General features: G+C 42.9%; 16 protein-coding genes. 13 read left to right on the forward strand and 3 right to left on the reverse strand.

Annotated elements, in window-relative coordinates:
• The first annotated feature begins 7 nt into the window (after positions 1-7).
• A complete protein-coding gene (locus M0Q51_02115; protein ID MCK9398774.1) occupies positions 8-328 on the forward strand; it encodes a MerR family transcriptional regulator in 321 nt (106 codons plus the stop codon).
• Positions 329-351: 23 nt separating this feature from the next.
• Here the strand turns inward: M0Q51_02115 and rfaD are convergent, their stop codons facing one another.
• Positions 352-1,323 (reverse strand): ADP-glyceromanno-heptose 6-epimerase, encoded by a 972-nt coding sequence (gene rfaD / locus M0Q51_02120; GenBank protein MCK9398775.1) that lies wholly within the window; start codon positions 1,321-1,323, stop codon positions 352-354.
• A gap of 167 nt (positions 1,324-1,490) precedes the next feature.
• Here rfaD and M0Q51_02125 point away from each other — a divergent pair, with 167 nt between their 5' ends.
• Positions 1,491-3,959 carry a PKD domain-containing protein gene (locus M0Q51_02125; GenBank protein ID MCK9398776.1) on the forward strand — a complete coding sequence of 823 codons (2,469 nt, stop codon included), beginning with the start codon at positions 1,491-1,493 and terminating at the stop codon, positions 3,957-3,959.
• Positions 3,960-3,978: 19 nt separating this feature from the next.
• Positions 3,979-5,874: a T9SS type A sorting domain-containing protein gene (locus M0Q51_02130; GenBank protein MCK9398777.1), complete on the forward strand. Its 1,896-nt coding sequence runs from the start codon at positions 3,979-3,981 to the stop codon at positions 5,872-5,874.
• Between the two features lie 133 nt (positions 5,875-6,007).
• Here M0Q51_02130 and M0Q51_02135 read toward each other — a convergent pair whose 3' ends face one another.
• Positions 6,008-6,994, reverse strand: a complete 987-nt coding sequence (locus M0Q51_02135) for a glucosaminidase domain-containing protein (GenBank protein ID MCK9398778.1) — start codon at positions 6,992-6,994, stop codon at positions 6,008-6,010.
• A 148-nt stretch (positions 6,995-7,142) separates the two neighbouring features.
• Here M0Q51_02135 and rsmG point away from each other — a divergent pair, with 148 nt between their 5' ends.
• The 9 genes from rsmG (at position 7,143) to wecB (ending at position 19,753) form a co-directional block, all read left to right on the forward strand.
• Positions 7,143-7,793 carry a 16S rRNA (guanine(527)-N(7))-methyltransferase RsmG gene (rsmG, locus tag M0Q51_02140; GenBank protein MCK9398779.1) on the forward strand — a complete coding sequence of 217 codons (651 nt, stop codon included), beginning with the start codon at positions 7,143-7,145 and terminating at the stop codon, positions 7,791-7,793.
• A gap of 103 nt (positions 7,794-7,896) precedes the next feature.
• Positions 7,897-9,618: an MFS transporter gene (locus M0Q51_02145; protein ID MCK9398780.1), complete on the forward strand. Its 1,722-nt coding sequence runs from the start codon at positions 7,897-7,899 to the stop codon at positions 9,616-9,618.
• A 124-nt stretch (positions 9,619-9,742) separates the two neighbouring features.
• Complete coding sequence (locus M0Q51_02150; GenBank protein ID MCK9398781.1) at positions 9,743-11,203, forward strand: aminoacyl-histidine dipeptidase; 1,461 nt, start codon at positions 9,743-9,745, stop codon at positions 11,201-11,203.
• A 183-nt stretch (positions 11,204-11,386) separates the two neighbouring features.
• A complete protein-coding gene (gene rpmH, locus M0Q51_02155; GenBank protein ID MCK9398782.1) occupies positions 11,387-11,536 on the forward strand; it encodes a 50S ribosomal protein L34 in 150 nt (49 codons plus the stop codon).
• A 171-nt stretch (positions 11,537-11,707) separates the two neighbouring features.
• On the forward strand, positions 11,708-13,951 hold the full coding sequence (locus tag M0Q51_02160; protein ID MCK9398783.1) for a DNRLRE domain-containing protein: 2,244 nt from the start codon (positions 11,708-11,710) through the stop codon (positions 13,949-13,951).
• 62 nt (positions 13,952-14,013) lie between these two features.
• The gene (locus M0Q51_02165) at positions 14,014-16,488 is read left to right on the forward strand and encodes a YfhO family protein (GenBank protein ID MCK9398784.1); all 2,475 of its coding nucleotides are present in this window, start codon (positions 14,014-14,016) and stop codon (positions 16,486-16,488) included.
• A gap of 37 nt (positions 16,489-16,525) precedes the next feature.
• Entirely contained in the window at positions 16,526-17,317 is a 792-nt protein-coding gene (locus tag M0Q51_02170) for a methyltransferase domain-containing protein (protein MCK9398785.1), read from the forward strand.
• Positions 17,314-18,612: a glycosyltransferase family 4 protein gene (locus M0Q51_02175; protein ID MCK9398786.1), complete on the forward strand. Its 1,299-nt coding sequence runs from the start codon at positions 17,314-17,316 to the stop codon at positions 18,610-18,612. Before M0Q51_02170 ends, M0Q51_02175 begins: the two co-directional genes overlap by 4 nt.
• Positions 18,613-18,649: 37 nt before the next feature.
• Positions 18,650-19,753 (forward strand): UDP-N-acetylglucosamine 2-epimerase (non-hydrolyzing), encoded by a 1,104-nt coding sequence (gene wecB, locus M0Q51_02180; protein ID MCK9398787.1) that lies wholly within the window; start codon positions 18,650-18,652, stop codon positions 19,751-19,753.
• Here wecB and M0Q51_02185 read toward each other — a convergent pair.
• Entirely contained in the window at positions 19,748-20,806 is a 1,059-nt protein-coding gene (locus tag M0Q51_02185) for a glycosyltransferase family 4 protein (GenBank protein ID MCK9398788.1), read from the reverse strand. The two genes, wecB and M0Q51_02185, sit on opposite strands and share 6 nt — an antisense overlap.
• 23 nt (positions 20,807-20,829) lie before the next feature.
• Between M0Q51_02185 and M0Q51_02190 the strand changes: the two genes are divergently transcribed.
• Positions 20,830-21,531: an NAD-dependent epimerase/dehydratase family protein gene (locus M0Q51_02190; protein ID MCK9398789.1), complete on the forward strand. Its 702-nt coding sequence runs from the start codon at positions 20,830-20,832 to the stop codon at positions 21,529-21,531.
• Positions 21,532-21,771 lie beyond the last annotated feature (240 nt).

Below are 21,771 nucleotides of genomic sequence, written 5' to 3' on the forward strand. Positions count from 1 at the left end.
AAACTGAATGGCAGAAAAGCTTTATTATACAATAGGTGAAGTCTCTAAGATGTTCCGGGTTAATCCATCATTGATCCGTTTCTGGGAGAAGGAATTCACCATAATCCACCCTCAGAAGAATAAAAAAGGCAACCGTGTATTCATTGCAAAAGATATCGACAACTTACGGTTGATTTATAACCTGGTGAAAGAAAAGGGATACACGATCCAGGGTGCCCGTGATCATCTTTCAAAACACAAAAGCGAAGCGGAAACGAATATTGAGGTTATAAAATCCCTTCAGGAAATCAGGAGCTTACTTATCGAGGTAGGGAAAGGGCTCCCCTGATCATTCAATTCAATGCCCCAGGCTTAAAAATATCTTTCATTCTTTAAAAACTCCACCACGTATTCTTCAATTCCTTCTTCCAGGGAGTAAAAAGAATTATCATAACCTGCCGACCGGAGTTTCTCCATCCTGGCTTCCGTAAAGTACTGGTATTTATCGCGAATGTCTGCCGGGGTATCTATAAAAACGATATTTTCCGGAAAATCCAATGCGTGGAAGGTGGCCCGGGCAAGATCAAGGAAGGTCCTTGCTTTGGCGGTTCCGAGGTTATACAGGCCGCTTTGCTCTCCCCTTTTAAAAAGGAAAAAGAGGACGTCAATAACATCTCTCACAAATATAAAATCCCTTAGTTGCTCCCCATCTTTAAAATCCGGATTATGCGACCTGAACAGCCTGACCATCCCTGTTTTCATGATCTGGTGATAGGCATGAAAGATTACTGAAGCCATCCTGCCTTTATGATATTCATTGGGCCCATAAACGTTGAAGAATTTAATCCCGGCCCAGAACTGAGGAGACTGATGTTGCGAAAGAACCCACTTGTCGAAATCATTTTTTGATTCCCCATAGAGATTTAAAGGTCTGAGTTTTTCAACGATGCGGTGGTCATCATCATAGCCCAATTCACCCATACCGTAAGTCGCGGCTGATGAAGCATAGATCAGCCGGATGCCATGACGGACGCATGCATTCCAGACCGATTTGGAGTAATTCAGGTTCAATTTGTCGAAAACCGAACGGTCAGACTCCGTAGTATCAGTCCTGGCACCCATATGGAAGACAAATTCCACTTCATTTGCATGATTTTCTATCCAGCCGCTGAAAAGATCCCGGTCTACCTTTTCCAGGTAAGCTTTGTGAATATAATTGTTCTCTTTTTCAGGATGCGAAAAATCATCAACAAGGATGATATCCTTATATCCCTTGTTATTCAGCTTGCCCACAAGGCAACTTCCGATAAATCCTGCGGCTCCTGTAACAACGATCTTGCTCATTTTCGACTCTGTTATGAACGATACTCAAAATTACAATTAATCTGCTAAATCCTTATCTCTACCTCCACTTTTTTGAATCCATCTGAGGATTTATTATTTATCTTTGCACCCTCCATACCTTAAATAAATAAGACAAATAATCAATAAACTTATAAATCATTTTTAAAATGAACCTGAATCATTTACGTTTTACTATCGCTCTTCTTATAACCATGGTCCTGTTTGGATTCTCTTCATGGGCCCAGATCAGTGAAGGTGGAATCCCGCTGAGCTTTACAACGAATAACCTGGCTTTTCAGTTCGATCAGAAAGAATTTGCTAAACCAGACATGGCGCAGTTAGTCCTTGAAGACCAGCTTAATGCTGAATCCAAATTCCCGTCGCCTGAAAGGATGGCCGTTTCCGTTCCTGTTAATTTGGATTTAAAAACTGCCGGAAGCTGGGAAACCCTGGCAGATGGTTTACTTATATGGCGGTTAAAGATCACAGTTCCCGGTGCCCTTGCACTTGGGGTATATTATGATCATTTCCACATGCCTGAAGGAAGCAAATTGTTCCTTTACAATGAAGCTAAAACCCAGGTTATTGGAGCTTTCACATCTCAAAACAATCATGAGTCTGGCTTATTTGCTACCGAATTCATCCAGGGAGAAACTGTCACACTGGAATACACTGAGCCGGCAGGAACAATTGAAGAGGCTGTAATCAGCATTTCAGAGGTTGCCTATGCCTATCGTTTCATTGAATTCTCAAACAACGGGCGCGATCAATCATGGCCATGTATGATCAATGTGGCTTGTTCAGAAGGAGATGGCTGGGGAGATCAGATCAAAGGTATCGCCAGGTTATTGACCAAGATCGGCTATAATTATTACTGGTGCTCCGGTTCATTAATCAATAACACCAGCAACAACCGGATTCCATACTTGCTCACTGCTGAGCATTGCGGTACAGGTGCCAGTACATCAGATCTTAACCAATGGATGTTTTATTTTAATTACCAGTCCGCCACCTGTACCGGAAATTATGGTTCTTCCGGCAATACTGTAACCGGATGTGCACTTAAGGCAAAAGATCCGCTCACCACCGGATTTGATGGTGGAGACTTCGAACTTGTACAACTCAACGGCACCCCTCCTTCCTCTTATAATGTATACTACAATGGATGGAACCGCACCAATATCCCGGCTGACAGTGGGGTTTGCCTTCATCATCCTAATGGTGATATTAAAAAGATTTCGACCTATCTCACTCCGATGATCTCTTCCACATCGTGGAACGGGACTCCATCCCATTGGAGGATCACATGGTCGGCGACCGAGCATGGCCGTTCCATTATGCAGCCAGGTTCCTCCGGTTCACCGATATTTGATCAGGATCATTATATCATGGGCGACCTCTCTGGCGGATATGAAACTAATTCTTGCGATACCCCTTCCCCTGCCTGGTATGGAAAGGTTTGGTACGGTTGGGATCAGAACGGGAATACACCTGCTACACGGCTCAAAGACTGGCTCGATCCGACTAACACGGGAATCTCCAAACAACCAGGCCTTTCTTCCCAGATCTTACCTCCGGTCGTCGATTTCACTTCGGATACCACCCACGTAAACCAGTATACACCCGTACAGTTCACCGACCTGACGACAGGAAACCCGGCGACATCATGGACATGGTCCTTTCCCGGCGCTACACCTGACTCTTCCAACGAGCAAAATCCATCCGTCACTTATAATGAATACGGTGTGTTCGATGTTTCGCTGACGGTCGAAAACCCTGATGGCACTGATACCGAAACCAAGACCGGTTACATGACAGTCGACCAGGTTTTAGCACCTGAAGCTGATTTTATAGCCAGCCAGGTAGAGATTACTGAAGGTGAAATGATTGATTTTACTGACTTTTCCGTGAATAACCCCATCGCCTGGACCTGGGTTTTCGAAGGCGGGGAGCCTATCACTTCAAATGACCAAAATCCTGATTCGGTCGTCTACAGCACGCCCGGCGTGTTTGATGTAACCCTTACATCTGCCAACAACGCTGGCTCTGATACTGAACTCAAGGAAAATTATATCACCGTGAATGCCGGTCTGCCGCCAACTTCCGATTTCTACGCTGATGTGACGGAAATTGAGGTCGGAGATACGGTTAATTTCTTCGATCTGTCCATAGGCGGTCCCACTCAGTGGACCTGGACTTTTGAGGGTGCAACGCCCGGGGGATCAGGACAACAAAACCCGATAGATATAGTTTATCCGACAGAAGGTGCCTTTAATGTCCAGCTCAGAACTAAAAATACTTTCGGTAATAACACTATGTTAAAAGAAGACTACATCGCTGTGGGTAATGTCAGTGTGAAAGAAATGAGCCATAACCAGGGTGCGGTAATATATCCCAACCCGAGCCATGGTGAAGTAAGAGTCAGATTGTTGGGAGGCATGGAGGCATGGGGGCATGGGGGCATGGTTGAGGTATCTGTGATTAATTCCATAGGAAATGTGATCATGACCATAAACAATGATTTGTCAGACCGTGAACTGGCCATTGACCTGGGTGACCAACCAGACGGGCTTTACATTATCCGGATCATGTCAGATGATCGTTCGGTTCAGAAGAAATTATCCCTCTTTAAATAGGAAAGATCGATTTTAATCAATGAAGTTATCTTTTATAATATTCATTCTTTTTTTAACCTCTTCCCCTCTTCCCCTCTTCCCCCAGATATCCCAGGGCGGGATGCCGGCCAGTTTCAATAGGTCACTCCTGGTTGACATCCCTGAAGTTTCTTTACCGGTTCCTGCATTTGATAAAATCAGGGCTGAAGATGATGAAGCTGAAAAGCAGGGTTTTCCCAGGCGTGTTGGCGTGGCAGTCAAAGCCGGTATTGACGTGATCCGCGATGGCAAATTGGACGTACTGCCAGATGGTACCCACATATGGCGGATTTCGGTTTCATGCAATGGGGCGCTTGCTATAAGCCCTTATTTTGATGATTTTAGCCTGATTGGCGGATGCCGGATGTTTGTGTATGATGAATCAAAAAAAGTCATACTGGGGGCATATACTTTCTTTAATAATAAAGAAAACCGTTTATTTTCAACCGAATTGGTTCCCGGCGACCACCTGGTCATTGAAATTAACGCCGACCCGGCGATTACAGCGCTTCCTTCCTGCGTGGTTTCAGAAATCTCTTATGTTTACCGTGATTTGCCTGATTTCGTTAGAAACCGGGGGACCGCAGATGACTGTGAAGTAAATATCAATTGCCCTGAGGGTGATAACTGGCAAAACCAGAAACGCGGTGTAGCCAGGATTTATGTCAAGCATGACGGCGGGTTCTTCTGGTGCACAGGTTCGTTGCTTAACAATATACTAAAAAACCGGGAGCCGTATTTTCTGACTGCCGATCATTGCGCACCGGATGTCACACCCGCAGAGCTTTCGGAATGGATATTTTATTTCAATTTCGAAGCGCCAGGTTGTGAAAACCCTACATTCAATCCCACCCCGAACAGCCTGGACGGAGCGGTCAAACTGGCCAACGCCAATACCAATGGTTCTGACTTTTTGCTCCTCCGCTTTGATAATGAAGTCCCGGAGAATTATGAACCCTATTTCAATGGCTGGAATATTGATAACCAGGCAAGCCCGAATGGGGTTACCATTCATCATCCTGCCGGAGATATCAAAAAGATATCCACCTATACGGTTCCCCTTCAATCTTCCCAATGGTCAGGCACTTTAGGGACACATTGGCTGGTTTATTGGTCGGAAACAGAGAGTGGCTGGGGTGTCACAGAGGGTGGTTCATCAGGTTCACCATTGTTCGATTATGCAGGGAAGATTGTCGGCACGCTGACTGGTGGACAGGCAGCTTGCGATTCTGACGGCGGCGGTGCCGGCACTGGCCCGGACCAGCCCGACTATTATGGAAAGTTCTCTTATTCCTGGGATCAGAATGGCAGTGAACCCTCCCGGCAATTAAAATACTGGCTGGATCCTCTTAACTCAGGGGTGACTTCCCTGACCGGTATGAATGCCAGTTTAACAGCAGCATTTCTGGCCGATAAAACACTTCTGCTGATCGGTAACACAGTAAAATACAGCAATTTATCTTCCGGCTTACCGGTATCCTGGGAATGGACCTTTGAAGGTGGTGATCCGGAATCTTATTCGGGTGCAGAACCGCCGGAAATAAAGTATCTGGCCGGCGGCATGTTTGATACAAAACTTATCGTATCGGATGGTGCCGATTACGATACCCTCCTTTTAACAGATTACATCCATGTTGTCGGAAAAGTCTTTCCAAATCCCGTTTCTGATTTTGTAAACATTTACCTGGAGGCAGAATTACCGGTAGTAATAAAGGCAGAGGTCTTTAATATTATAGGCCAGAAAGTACTTGAGAAAGAATTTCCCGACCAGGATTCCAGGTTGTTGACAATTGACCTATCCTCACTTTCTGCAGGTATTTACGTCGTGCGACTGCAGGTTAAGCAGCAGTTTATATGGGCTAAGGTAATGGTCAGCCGGTTAGGTCCCTCCAAATAAAAACCTATCCCTCCTGGTAAGGAAGGATAGGCATATTGTTGCTGTCTTTTCGGGTAGTGTATTGTTCAATTCATCGATAATTATTTGCTCAGTAGTTCGTTAATTTATACTGCAAAACTAATCCTGAAATCCATTATTTCAAACTTAGTCTCAATCCGCCTTTTAATTTATCACTTGTTTTCAGGTTATTGAGCCGGCAGAGCGCTTTGAGACGGATACCATAATCCTGGGAGATCGAATGTAAGCTCTCCCCTGGCTGGACTTTATGAAAATCATATATTGCTTTCCTCTTTTTCTTTTCCAGGTAAACTTTTTGCCCCGGCTGCAATATATCCTTGCCTGATAAATCATTATACTCCCGGATCTGCCATGAATAAATATTAAACTCCCCGGAAATCCTGAAAAAATCATCGCCTTCCCTGGCTAAAATAAATTTAACTCCATTATTAATAAAAATGAACCGGTCGTTCCCGCCTTGTCCGGATAATTCAAATACCTGGGGCGGTACAGATGGAAGTTCTGAGTTCTGAGTTCTGAGTTCTGAGTTCTGACTGTTGACTGCCGACTGCCGACTGCCGACTTTGTCGAGCTCCCACAAGTCATTCTCCTCAATAATCCGGATCAATATCTCAGGATACCTCGGGTTGGTGGCATAACCGGCCTGCTTCAGGCCATAAGCCCAACCCTTGTAATCGGTTATGTCAAGATCGAAAAGAGTTTTATAACGGTCGCGGGTGGTCAGGAATTCGGAATGGTCGCGGTAAGAATCTTCCACATTCCCGTATTTACGAAAACATTCATCTTTTATGTCATCATCCTGATGATAGGTTTTGCCCGTCCATTCCTTATGACATTTGATGCCGAAGTGGTTATTCGCTTTCAGAGCCAGCTGGCTGTTGCCATTTTCCGATTCGAGAATTCCCTGCGCCAGGGTGATACTGGCAGGAATATTATACTTCTTCATCTCTTCAATGGCCATGTCTTTGTAAAGTTCAATATATTCCTCAACGGTATGCTTAGCCTGAGCATGCCCTGTAAAACTGACGGCACAGAGAATAAACAATATAATTAAATAAGACCTCTTCATAGAATGAAAATCATCAGCAAAAATACAGGTCATTAGTAACGGATTTCAGTTGATTTATTGCTTTTATTCACAAAGCATTGTTTATCGAATATTATCATTTAATAGAACACGGATGACACGAATGCAACGGATGACCGCGGATTATTAAAAGATGTTAATTTTGAATTTTGAATTTTGAATTTTGAATTCAGACCTAATCATTCGCTATTTTCCTGATCTGAGCACTCATCAAATCAATCAGTTTGAGCAACTCGGGCCGCTTTATCAGGAATGGAACGCCCTGATCAACGTCATCTCCAGGCAGGATATTGACAACCTTTATGAAAGACATGTACTTCATTCCCTGGGCATTGCTAAAGTCATTGATTTCAAACCCCGGACAAAAATCCTTGATGCTGGCACCGGAGGTGGATTCCCGGGCATCCCGCTGGCTATTCTTTTCCCGCAAGCCCATTTTCATCTTATCGACAGCACTGCCAAAAAGTTGACAGTAGTTCAAAATATTGCGGGCGAGACCGGGTTGAATAATATCACGACGGAACACAGCCGCCTGGAAGATCACCGTGGTGTATATGATTTTATCGTCAGCCGGGCTGTCACATCACTTCCTGAATTCTCCAGGCTGGTTTCGCACCTTCTTTCAGATGTAAGTAATAATGCAATCTCCAATGGGATCCTTTATCTGAAAGGCGGTGATATCGATAAAGAATTGAAGAGCATGGAGGCATGGGGGCATGGAGGCATGGAAGCGGGGAAGCATAGCATCTACCCGCTATCTGATTTCTTTACAGAAGAATTTTTCCTGACAAAAAAGGTTATTCATATCTATTAATATTATTTCTGCCTGCCGGAATAATTTTTTTATGTTCTTTTTGAATTTATTTATCTTCGCTGATCTTTTAAAAATACTTACGAAAAACTTAAAAGTTACGATTATGGTAGAAGCAATCAGAAAAACGTTGCGTGATTCAAAAGTTGCCCGCTGGACAGCACTTGCGGTGGTAGCTTTCACTATGCTAACCGGTTATTATTTAACGGATGTAATGGCTCCCCTGAAAGGACTTCTTGAAGGGCAATTACAATGGGATAGCTCAGAATTTGGTTTTTTTACTAGTGCTTACGGATGGTTTAATGTATTTCTTTTAATGCTGATTATTGGTGGGATTATTCTGGATAAAATGGGTGTGCGTTTTACTGGATTAATGGCGGCAATGATCATGGTTGCAGGTACTGCCATTAAATATTGGGCAGTATCCACACATTCACTTGACGGAACAACATGGCATATCTTATTTTGGGAGGCAAAGGCACAGGTATTCATGGCCGGACTTGGTTTTGCAATTTTTGGTGTTGGAGTGGAGGTTGCAGGTATTACCGTTTCAAAAATAATTGTAAAATGGTTTAAAGGAAAAGAATTAGCTCTAGCTATGGGACTTGAAATGGCTACTGCACGTTTAGGTACAGCTCTTGCTCTAAGTACATCAGTTCCTATTGCCAAAGCTTTCAACAATGTGTCTGCGCCCATTTTGGTATGCTTAATTATGCTCTGTATCGGTTTAATTGCATTTATCATTTACACATTTATGGATAAAAAATTAGATGCATCACAAGCCGTTTATGATGCAGCTAATAAGACTGTAGATACAGAAGAGGCATTTCGCATATCAGATATTTGGAAAATTGTCGGTAATAAAGGCTGGTGGTATATTGCAATCCTCTGTGTGCTTTTCTACTCTGCCGTTTTCCCTTTCCTGAAATATGCCACAGATTTAATGGTTCAAAGATTTAATATAAATGAGGATGTGGCTGGAATAATTCCAGCTATGCTTCCCTTCGGAACAATTTTATTAACACCTCTTTTTGGCAACTTATATGATCGTAAAGGTAAAGGCGCTACGATTATGATAATTGGTTCAATATTGCTAATATTCGTTCATACTATGTTTGCAATTCCTTTTATAAATCAATGGTTTATTGCAATATTGTTAATTCTTGTACTCGGAGTTGGATTTTCACTTGTACCTTCCGCAATGTGGCCTTCAGTTCCAAAGATTATACCTGAAAAACAACTTGGTACAGCTTATGCATTGATATTTTGGGTTCAGAACTGGGGATTGATGGGTGTACCTGCTCTTATCGGCTGGGTTTTAAACAAATATTGCTTTTTTGGATATTTTGCAATAATGGGCACTGGGTTTATTACACATCAGGGAGATAATGTTGTAAAGCTCGCCACTTTTGACCAAAATGTTTATGACCTGACAACCGTTGGATCAATAAGCCGTAAAGACACAACTGTTCAGGTCAACCGATTTATTCAAGATGCAAATGGCAACGTTACAAGTATTGTTGTCTCTACAGGTGACACAATACAACGTATTCATATTTCTGACAAAGCTTTCAAAAAAGTTGAAAAAAGAAAAGAGGTAAAGGTGCCTTTATATTCTTATGAAGATAAAGGGCGCATTGATCATTTTATTACAAATAAAGGTGAAAATGTGACTAAATATAATAACGTTGCCTCATTTTACAATTACACTATACCAATGATAATTTTTACATCACTGGGAATCCTCGCCCTGATATTTGCTTTTCTTTTAAAAGCCGAAGACAAGAAAAAAGGATATGGCCTTGAAAAGCCAAATATCCAGAAATAGTTTAACTATAAATCACTTAAAAGGGTTGTCTTTCGGTAGCCCTTTTTTTATGCATAATCATAAATTGTTGTAATTTTAACCTGTCAAACGGGCAAACTGAATTTAAACATAAAAAAAGATACACATGAGTAATGAAATTGTCAATTTAGAACCAAAGGCTGTCTGGAAGAATTTTTATTCCCTCACTCAAGTTCCGCGGCCTTCAAAGCACGAAGAGAAAATACAGGATTTCATGCTACAGTTTGGTGATGACCTTGGCCTGGAAACATTCAGGGATAAGGTCGGGAACATCATCGTCCGGAAGGCGGCTACACCAGGGATGGAAGACCGGAAAGGCATCATCCTGCAAGCCCACCTTGATATGGTACCTCAGAAGAATACTGCCACCAAGCACGATTTTGAAACGGACCCGATATTGACCGTCATCGACGGGGAATGGGTGAAAGCCAAAGGAACCACCCTCGGCTCCGACAATGGAATCGGGGTAGCTGCCATCATGACTATCCTGGCATCGAAAGACATTCCGCACGGTCCGATTGAAGCCCTTTTTACCTGTGACGAAGAAACAGGAATGACAGGGGCTAATGGTATAAAACCAGCTATCCTTAAAGGCGACATTTTACTGAATCTCGATTCTGAAGATGAAGGAGAACTTTATATCGGTTGCGCAGGTGGTATTGATGTTACGGCTGAATTCACCTATAAGGAGGTGGAAGTACCGCCGTTTTACGTCCCCTACCGTATTAGCCTTACCGGCCTTAAAGGAGGCCATTCCGGACTCGATATCAACCTGGGCCGCGGCAATGCAAACAAGATCTTAAACCAGCTGCTGATCGAGGTTTCGGATAAATTCGGCGCCAGGTTGGCCCACTTCGAAGGCGGTAACCTGCGTAATGCGATCCCGAGAGAATCTTTTGCCACCGTGGTGGTCCCTGAATCCAGGAAATCTGAATTCAAGGATTATGTAACCAGTTTCGAAGAAAATGCCAGGACCATGTTCCATCAAGCTGATCCCGGGCTAATGATAACGGTCAACGCAACTAAAATGCCCTTCCACCTGATTGATGAGGATACACAAAAACGCTTATTCAAGTCACTGGCTGAAGTCCCTAACGGCATGATCTCGATGATAAAAGACATGCCTGAAGTTGTTGAAACATCAACCAATCTCGCCATTGTGAAATCGAAGGACGGGAAGATATTCATTGCCTGCCTGCTAAGGAGTTCGGTAAATGCAAACAAAATGAAGCTTTCGGATCAGATGTCCGCGATTTTCAATAAAGCAGGAGCAAAAACTATGGTCGAAGGTGAATACCCCGGATGGAAACCTGATATCCATTCGCCTATCCTTGAAGCAATGAAGGATGTATACCGGGTACATTTCGGCAAAGTGCCTGCTGTGAAAGTCATTCACGCCGGGCTGGAATGCGGCATCCTGGGGGCTCAATATCCTCACTGGGATATGATCTCATTCGGACCTACCATCCGCGGGCCACATTCCCCTGATGAAAAAGTGCACATCGTTTCTGTAGGTTTATTCTGGGAGTACCTGGTCGAGACGCTTAAGCATTGCCCTGCGAGGTAGTGTTAAGTTTTGAGGGTTAAGGGTTAAGTTCGGGAAGGTTATTTATGGACATTAAGAAGTCATTAAGTGGTAATAAGGTTGTTGTTTAAGATTTGAAATTTTTGAATTTGTTTGGAATTTGGAATTTGGAATTTGGAATTTATAAAAATAGTTGTACTTTTGCACCTCCAAAATTAAAAGACGATGAAAAGAACATTCCAGCCATCGGTAAGAAAACGCAAGAATAAGCACGGCTTCAGGGAAAGAATGTCGACCAAGAACGGCCGAAAAGTTTTATCCAACAGGAGAGCAACCGGAAGAAAGAAGCTGACTGTTTCCGACGAGAATAAGTAAACAGATACGGTTTACGTATAAAATACTGACTAAAAAGAAGATAATTTCGGTTATCTTCTTTTTTTTTGCTTATCATCCTTAAACAGTTAAAAAAATTCTTTCGCCAGGCAACTATTTACATCGAATGATTGTCTATATTAGCAAACCAAACCAATAGCAAACAAAATCGCCATGAAAAAGACTATCTTTTTAATTGGTTTCATCATGTTTTCGTTTTTGAAAAATGCTGATTCCCAGACTACTGTTGTGCTTCAACCAGGTCCGGAAAGCAAGGATGCCCAGCTTTGGACAATAATGCCAAATAATAATTACGGCAATTCACCAAAATTTGTTTGTTCGGGATGGACCCATTATGGTGAACCCGGTGTGAACAGGAGCCTGATCGACTTTGATCTTTCCGTGATCCCTGAAAATGCAGTAATCACCGACGCCAAACTGAGCTTTTACTTTGTCTGCCTTGAGCCGACTTATTTCGGGCACACAGGCAATAATGAAGCCTATCTTCAATTGATAACTGAAACATGGGAAGAGGATAGTGTTACCTGGAACACACAGCCCATGACGACCGAAGCTGACCAGCTTTATCTGCCTCCCAGCACCGATCCTTACCAGGATTACACCGATATCGATGTAACCGCACTTATTGGCAAATTATATGCAGAGCCCGATGATTACCATGGGCTCATGCTGAAGTTATTAAATGAATACCCCTATAATTGCCTGCTTTTTGCTTCCAGTGATTACAATGACACGATCGAATTCAGGCCGAAGTTGGAAATAACATATATTGAAGCCCCGACTACTATTGTAATTCAGCCGGGAGCTGAAGGCAAGGATGCACAACTTTGGAGTATAATGCCAGATAATAACTATGGCAATACGCCAAAATTTGTCTGTATGGGCTGGACCCATTATGGCGTGCCTGGAGTGAACCGGGCTTTAATTGACTTTGATCTTTCTTCGGTCCCTGAAAATGTTCAAATCATTGATGCCAGGCTAAGCTTTTGCTTTGTCAACCTTGAGCCTACGTATTTCGGGCATACGGGCGAAAACGAGGCCTATCTTCAACTGGTCACCGAACCCTGGGAAGAGGATTATGTTACGTGGAACGAACAACCCATGACTACCGAAGATTGCCAGGTTTTTTTGCCGCCCAGCACAGATCCTTACCAGGATTATACCGGTATCGATGTAACCGCACTTATTGGCAAATTATATGCAGAGCCCGGTGATTACCATGGGCTCATGCTGAAGTTATTAAATGAATACCCCTATAATTGCCTGCTTTTTGCTTCCAGTGATTACAATGACACGATCGAATTCAGGCCGAAGTTGGAAATAACATATATTGAAGCCCCGACTACTATTGTAATTCAGCCGGGAGCTGAAGGTAAAGATGCGCAATTATGGAGTATTATGCCCAATAATAATTACGGAAATATCCCAAAATTTGATTGCTCAGGGTGGACCCATTATGGTGAGCCTGGAATAAACAGGGGGATAATCGACTTTGATCTTTCATCAATCCCTGAAGGTGCAGAAATCCTGGATGCCAGATTAAACTTATATTTTGTCTGCCTTGAACCGACATTTTTCGGACATACCGGCGAAAATGAAGCTTATCTCCAACTGATCACCGAACCATGGGAAGAGGAATACGTTACCTGGAATGAGCAACCCATGACCACGGAAGAGGACCAGGTTTTTTTACCACGCAGCACAGATCCTTACCAGGATTATACTGATATCGATGTAACTATTCCCATTCGCAAATTATTTAATGATCCAGATAATTACCACGGGCTGATGTTGAAGTTAATAAATGAATATCCATATACCTGCCTGCTTTTTGCCTCCAGTGATTATATGGATACGGCAGGATTCAGGCCCAGACTGGAAATAACATACACAAACTATCAAATGCTGCCGGTGGCAGGATTCACTTATATAACCGAAGGCTTAAACGTATTTTTCGAAAACAGTTCTATCAATGCCGATGACTATTTCTGGGATTTCGGAGACGGTTACTATTCCGATCTTACCAATCCATGGCACACTTACACTGTCGCCGGCGATTATTCAGTATGCCTGATGACCTGGAATAAAAATGGATCTGATTCGGTTTGTCAAATAATTTCTTCACTAACCGCAGCAATTTCAGAAAATTATCCTCCTTCATTTTTAATTTATCCTAATCCAGCCAGCGACCAGTTCACCATCTCAACCAACCTGAATGATAGAGCTGAATTGACTATTTTTGATCTGAGCGGCCATATATTGATAAATTCTATGGCAGATTTTGCTTCGGCAGAATGTGTTAAGATAGGTGTGAACCACCTCCCGGCAGGTATCTATTTCGCCAGGATTACATCAGGAAGTATCACAGAGACCAGTAAAATCATTATTAGCCATTAAGATTCGTCGATTTTCCTTAATTTCGCCCCTATAATCTCCATTAAGTCATAAAACTTCTCCTCATGGATAAGCATAGGTCCGCTGGTTTCAGCAAAACGCTGCCATATGCCGCTGCATTGGCGGTTTTCTTCATTATCATCGCTGTTTACTTCTACCCTATACTGGAAGGCAAAAAATTAGCCGCCAGTGACATGGTCCATTTTAAAGGGATGTCGAAAGAGATCGTCGATTACCGCGAGAAAACCGGGGATGAAGCCTTATGGACAAATAATATGTTCGGCGGGATGCCGGCCTACCAGATATCCGTTTATTACGGGAAAAACCTGATGACTTACGTGCATAGAATAATCAGGTTGGGTTTCCATCTTCCCATAGGCATGGTAATCATATACCTGTTCGGATTTTATTTCCTTCTTCTTGTGCTTAAGATCAATCCCTGGTTAAGTATAGCAGGGGCGATTGCTTTCGCTTTTTCATCTTACTTTTTCATCATCTTTGAGGCCGGTCATACTTCCAAAGCTTATGCCATAGGATATATGGCACCAGTTTTGGCCGGTATTATCCTGACCTACCGGGGGAAATATTTCCTTGGCGCCATATTAACGGCATTTTTTCTATCACTGGAAATCATCAGCGGACATCCCCAGATCACCTACTATCTTCTTTTAATGGTGTTGGTCTACGGAATAGTTGAATTTATCGATCATTACAAGCAAAAACGGTTGGCGGATTTCTCAAAAGCCACCGGTTTGCTCATTGCTGCAGCATTGCTTGCAGTGCTGACCAATACTGCAAGCTTATTGAACACCTATGAATACAGTAAATACTCCCTGCGGGGAAAAACAGAGCTCACTTCGGATAAAGAAAACCGGACGAGCGGGCTTGATAAGGACTATGCCACTGACTGGAGTTACGGCGTACCGGAAACCATGACTTTGCTTATTCCGGATTTCCAGGGAGGTTCTTCCCATGGAGCTCTGTCAAAGAATTCCGAAACTTACGATGTTTTGACTCAAAAACGCGTACCTAATACGGATCAGGTAATGAAAGCGCTTCCGCTGTACTGGGGTCCCCAGCCATTTACCTCGGGTCCTGTATATGTCGGCGCCCTGGTATTTTTCCTTTTCGTGTTTTCCCTTTTTTCTCTGAAAGGACCGTTAAAATGGTGGGGCATATCTGTTACCGTGCTTTCGGTCATGCTTGCCTGGGGAAAGCATTTTATGCCACTTACAAATTTCTTCCTCGATTACTTCCCTCTTTATAATAAATTCAGGGCAGTGGCCATGACACTGACTATGGCGGAATTGACCATACCACTGCTTGCTTTTATTGCATTGAACCAGGTACTGAATAAACCGGCAAGCCAAAATATATTTAAATATCTGAAATTCAGTCTTTACATAGTTGGAGGAATCTTAATATTTTTCATCCTGTTTGCCGGCTCAATTTTTTCCTTCGCAGGAGCTACCGATTCTCAGTCCGGACTGCCTGACTGGCTGATATCCGCCATTCAGGCCGACCGTTTAAAACTATTACGAACCGATGCCATCCGTTCACTGATTTTTATCCTGCTGACTTTTGGCTTACTCTGGGCTTATGCCAAAGGCAAGCTGAAACTGACCTATGTCCTGGTACTGGTCCCGCTGCTCGTCCTCGCGGATATGTGGCCGGTAAACAAGCGTTATCTCAATGATGATGATTTCATACGCAAGTCCCAGGTTAATAACCCTTACCAACCTACAAAAGCTGACCTTTCCATTTTAAAAGATACCGATCCCGATTACAGGGTTTATAACTTCAGTGAAGCATTTGAAGCTTCTGCCCGGACTTCTTATTTTCATAAGAATATTGGCGGTTATCATGGTGCCAAAATGAGAAGGTACCAGGAACTGATCGACCATAGTCTTTTAAAAGAAAGGCAACAAATAGCGGAAGCATTTAACGGGAACACGATAGCCCCGGAAGAAGCCCTGCAACGGTCATCAGCATTTAATATGCTTAACACGCGATATTTTATTGTCAATGCCAATGCTGAGCCTTTGAAGAACCCTTTTGCCTTAGGAAATGCGTGGTTCGTGAAAGATTACCGGATAGTCGATAATGCTGATGACGAGATTGCGGCAATTGGGGATTTCAGACCTGATAGCATAGCGATTATTGATAAACGTTTTGAAAATTTTCTCGAAGGGTTCACATCATTTAACACGAGCGATGCGGTTATCAAGTTAAATTCCTATGCGCCTAATCACCTGGTGTATACATACTCAGCCAAAACGGATGAATTGGCCGTATTCTCCGAGATTTATTATGACAAAGGCTGGAATGCCTATATCGACGGCAAGAAAATGCCATATTTCAGGGTCAATTATGTGCTTCGGGCAATGGTTGTCCCTGCAGGCAGCCATCAGCTTGAATTCAGGTTTGAACCCAGGTCTTACTTTACGGGACAAAAAGTATCTATGGCCGCTTCCCTTATTGTAATCCTTTTATTTTTGGGCGCTTTAGTGTATCCTTTTATAAAAAAGAAAAACCTTTAAAAAGTATTTTACCGGAGGGTAACACAATATTCTGTCTATGCAGAAGAGACACCAAAATAAAAAAGCCTATTTCGAAGAACAGATCCATACCACGCGGGAATATGTCATTCCTTTTATCGAAAAATTTCTGCCTCTCAATGCAAGTTGTAAAGTGCTGGAGATCGGTTGCGGGGAAGGCGGGAACCTCATTCCATTTCTTGATAAAAAATGCCGTGTGACGGGAGTGGATATTTCCGAAAGCAAAATATCACATGCGGCTGTATTTTTGAAAACTCATCCGGGGGCTAAGAACCTGACCTTACTGGCAAAGGATATCTATGACTCTTCGGAAGACCTGGGCCAGGATTTTGATCTGATTATGATGCAGGATGTCATCGAGCATATTCATGACCAGGACAGATTTATGGGTTACGCGAAACGGTTTCTTAAACCTGAAGGCTTATTTCTGCTGATATTTCCTCCCTGGTACAACCCGTTCGGCGGGCACCAGCAAATAGGCAGGCATCGGATATTAAGTAAATTACCCTATTTCCATTTACTTCCAGGGTGGTTATACCGATTCGTTCTCAGGACAGGGGGCGAAAGTGAGGGAACCATTGCTGAATTGCTTGAAATCAAGCAAACCGGCCTCAGCATCGAACGATTCCGCAAAATCGTCAAAAAACACGATTACCATATTATACAGGAGACTTTATATTTTATTAATCCCAATTACGAAATCAAGTTCGGTTTATCACCCAGGAAGCAGTCGCGGTTCATAGCAACATTGCCTTTCATCAGAAATCTGTTTACCACGTCCGTTTATTACCTGATCAGGAAAAATCAATGAGAAAAGTTTTGATCATCACCTACTACTGGCCTCCCAGCGGGGGTGGCGGGGTCATGAGATGGCTTAAATTTGCCAAATATCTCCCATCCACGGGTTGGCAGCCTGTCATATTTACGCCTGAAAACCCTGATCCCTCCGCTAAAGATGAAAGCCTTATCCAGGAAATCCCATCTGAAGCCGTTGTCATTAAACTCCCGATCTGGGAGCCTTATGATGTTTACCGGAAACTGACAGGTAAGAAAAAGGAAGAAAAGTTTAAGGCCGGGTATATTGCCGAAGCCTCTTCCAAAGGATGGAAAGATAAGCTCTCCGTATTTATCCGGGGCAACCTGATGATCCCCGATCCCAGGAAATTCTGGGTCAGGCCGGCAGTGAAATTCCTGGTCAAATACCTGGAGGACAACCCGGTTGATGTCATCGTTTCGACCGGGCCGCCTCACAGTATGCATCTGATAGGAATGGAGCTCAGGCGAAAATTAAACATTCCCTGGCTGGCAGATTTTCGCGATCCCTGGACCAACATCGATTTTTATGACAGGCTTCGCCTTACCAGCTGGGCGAACAAGAAGCATAAATCACTGGAAAAACAGGTTTTGCAGGCAGCAGATCTGGTCACTACCGTTTCATGGAGCTGGGCGGCTGATTTTAAACGTATTGTTCCCAGGGACATCGAAGTGATCACCAATGGCTTTGATCCCGAGGATTTTCAGGCTGAGCCAGGTATTTCTGATCAATACTTCAGCATTACCCATATCGGATCATTCAACAAAGACAGGAATCCTGAGATGTTCTGGGAAGCCCTGGACAGCAAAGCAAAGTCGGATGACGGCTTTCGAAAAAATCTCCGGTTAAGGTTTGTCGGGCAGACAGACCGTAGCATTTTTCAATCATTGGAAAAAAATGAACTGAAGGAAATTGCTGAAGATTTCGGTTTTGTGGGCCATAAAAAAAGCCTTGAAATACTGGGACTATCGCAGGTACTACTCCTTCCGTTAAATGATGCCCCTAATATCTCCGGGATTATTCCCGGCAAACTGTTTGAATACCTTGCTGCAAAACGCCCGATCATTGTTATCGGACCAAATGACGGGGATGCGGCCAGGATAATAATTGAGACCGGCGCCGGAAAAGTTGCAGGTTTAAATGACAGGGCCGGATTACGGCAAATTATTGATGAGTACTACCAGATGTATCTTAATAATAAGTTAGTTTTAAAAAATTTAGAGATAAATAAATACTCAAGGCAGGAGCTCACGGTACAATTGGCCAAAACGATTGAGCAAATCATAAAGTGAGCTATTTTTGTCCTAATCAAATTTTTATAAAGACAGGATGAATAAAGTGATGAAAGTAATATCCGTTGTAGGTGCCCGGCCTAATTTTATAAAGATCGCACCTGTTCACCGCGCATTTCAACCATACAAGGATAAAATCAAACACTTGATATGTCATACGGGACAGCACTTTGATAAAAATATGTCTGATGTTTTTTTCAAAGAGTTGAAGATACCTCAACCTGATTATAACCTGGGCATAAGTGGAGGAAGCCATGCTGTTCAGACAGCCCAGATCATGATCGAGTTTGAAAAGGTACTAATAAAGGAAAAACCCGACCTGGTAATTGTCCCGGGAGATGTAAATTCAACCCTGGCTGCAAGCCTTGTTGCAACAAAACTATCTATTCCCGTTGCTCACGTAGAATCAGGCTTAAGAAGTTTTGACCGCAGTATGCCCGAAGAAATCAACAGGATCCTGACCGATATAATAGCCGACCTTCTCTTTGTGTCCGAATCAAGAGGCATTATAAATCTGTCTCACGAAGGCATTGATGAAAAACACGTCTTTTTGGTCGGTAATGTCATGATTGACAGCCTGGTAAATTATTTACCATTAATCAATAAAATCAATATCGCTGAATCATTCAAATTAAAACCGGGCCATTACACCCTTGTGACCCTGCACCGTCCCAGCAATGTTGACGATACAGAAAAGCTGAAGAATTACCTTGATATTTTAAACAGGATTGCAGCCATCCAGCCTGTAATTTTCCCGGTCCATCCGCGCACACGCGCCAATATTGATACATTTAACCTGAACCGGCAATTGAATCCTGCACTTCAGATCATTGATCCGGTAGGTTACATCGATTTCATTGCTTTGATAAAGAATGCTTCATTAATTATCACAGACAGCGGAGGAATCCAGGAAGAAAGCACTTTTCTGGGTGTTCAATGCATCACTTGCAGAGAAAACACCGAAAGGCCCGTTACAGTTGAAATTGGCACCAACCACCTTGTCGGCACCGATCCTTCGGCTATTTACAGCAAAACTGCCGAAATCCTTGGTGGAAAAATTAAAAAAGGAAGGATACCCGATTTATGGGACGGAAAAACCTCAGAAAGGATTGTCCGGATAATAACTGAATGGCTATCATGACAGGATTTCGTAAATCTTTTCACTCCTGGCGCCGGGATGAAATTTTTCAGAGATCCTTTGCCTTGCTTTCCTGCCCAGTTCAGGTAGATCTTCTCTTGCCAGCGCGATTTCTATGATTCCTTTAAGCTGGTTTACATCCCTTTTTTCAAGGATGAAACCGGTATCTCCCACGATTAAAGGAATGGCAGCCACTTTAGAACCGATCGGGATGCATTCGCACAGCATGGCTTCGCAAATAGCGCTGGGAAATCCTTCAGCAATAGATAACTGGAGGTAAAAACGGTTCTGTGAATATATTCCGGCCAGTTTTTCATACGGCACCGGAGGGATGAATTTCACATTGGCGGTAAATGGCACTTTGATGACGTCCGGGGAGCAGCCCAGGACAGTAAATTCACAATCGGGCAGCAATTTAGCAACTTCAATAATGATATCTATTCCTTTTCTGACAAAAGATGAGCCTTCAATGCCAAATCCCGCGGTAATGAAAGTATTGCCGGCTACATTCTCAGATTTTCTGTAAAAAAGATCAGGATCATATTCCAGGCTAATGGTTTGAGATGGAGTCTTAAGATCCCGGCAAAAATGCCTGATCCCCTGTTTGGCATATTCCGCGTCATAATAGTCAGATTCCGAGTACATCAGGCTATCATCAACCGGGATAAGCAAATCCGCCAGCCTTGCAGAAAGGCAGGTGAATTTGCCTATGAGAAATTTATTGAAATGGCCATAATTAAATGAAGGATAACGGTATGCATCCGCACCTCCGAGGAAGATCAGTACGGGTTTACTGAAAATCCTCCCGAACAGGGCTGGAAGCAGGCTATGATACCCGGCAAAAAAGCAGATGATCGTTTTCGCTGACCTGATATGAGCCAGCAGGAAAATAAACTGATGGAAAAGGCGCAGCGGGATTTTCCATTTTTTCTTTGTGTCCAGATAATATTCTGTCAGAGGATATCTCCTTTTCATAATTTCTATGTCTCTCGCCACAAACGACATGCGCACAGCATAGAAATAGAGAATCTTCTTATCTTTGGACGTTTTATTCATAAACCGCATCAAATATAGCAAAAATGGTTGTTGGAAATGGCATGCTTGCCACGGCATTCATAAAGGCAGGGATTAATACCGATTATCATATCATATTTGCTTCAGGGGTTTCCAATTCATTTGAAAAAGATCCCGGTGAATTTAACAAAGAAACTGACCTGCTCCTAAGCTATAAACAAACCGGATCAAGACTGGTTTATTTCAGCACAGTGAGCATTTATGATCCTTCATTATCCGGGAACCCATATATTCAGCACAAATTGAATATCGAGAAAATTATCAAGGATGGATTTTCTAAATATTTGATTATCAGATTGCCTAATGTTGTTGGACGGAGTAATAACCCCAATACCCTGACCAACTTTTTTTACCTGTCATTGATTAACGACCGACCGTTCAACCTGTACCTTAATGCAAGCCGTTACCTGATCGACCTGGAGGATGTCGTGAGGTTAACTTCCCTTGTCATTCAAAAAGCAAAGGACAATCAGAAAATTAACCTTGTCCTGGACAACAAGATGTCTGTCCCAAAGATTGTAAAAATGCTTTCAGAAATTACAGGTAAACGGGCAATTTACAAGATGATTGCAGAAGGGTCTGATTATGAAATTGATGACAGTCCTGCCAAGAAGATAATCGGAACAGAGCAATTCAGGATTGACCCGGAAGAGTATAATTTTCACCTATTGTCAAAATATTACGGCCAAGCTTCATCAGAGCATTAATTAATAACGAATATTCTCTATTTCAGCAGGTGCTTATTCCCATATGAAACCTGGTAACCTGTAGAACCTTAATACCCAATTTATTATTTTGAGACATCTTCTAATTGATACAATCGTAACCCTCCGGCCTGATGCATCTTGACTCTTGATGATTCGCCACCTACCTTTGCCGTCATCAAATCTACAAACTTATGAGCAGATCTGAAAATTTGCAGACACAGATGTTTGCCCTTATTGAAG

It is taken from the genome of Bacteroidales bacterium, from assembly GCA_023229505.1.
Lineage (GTDB): Bacteria > Bacteroidota > Bacteroidia > Bacteroidales > JAGOPY01 > JAGOPY01.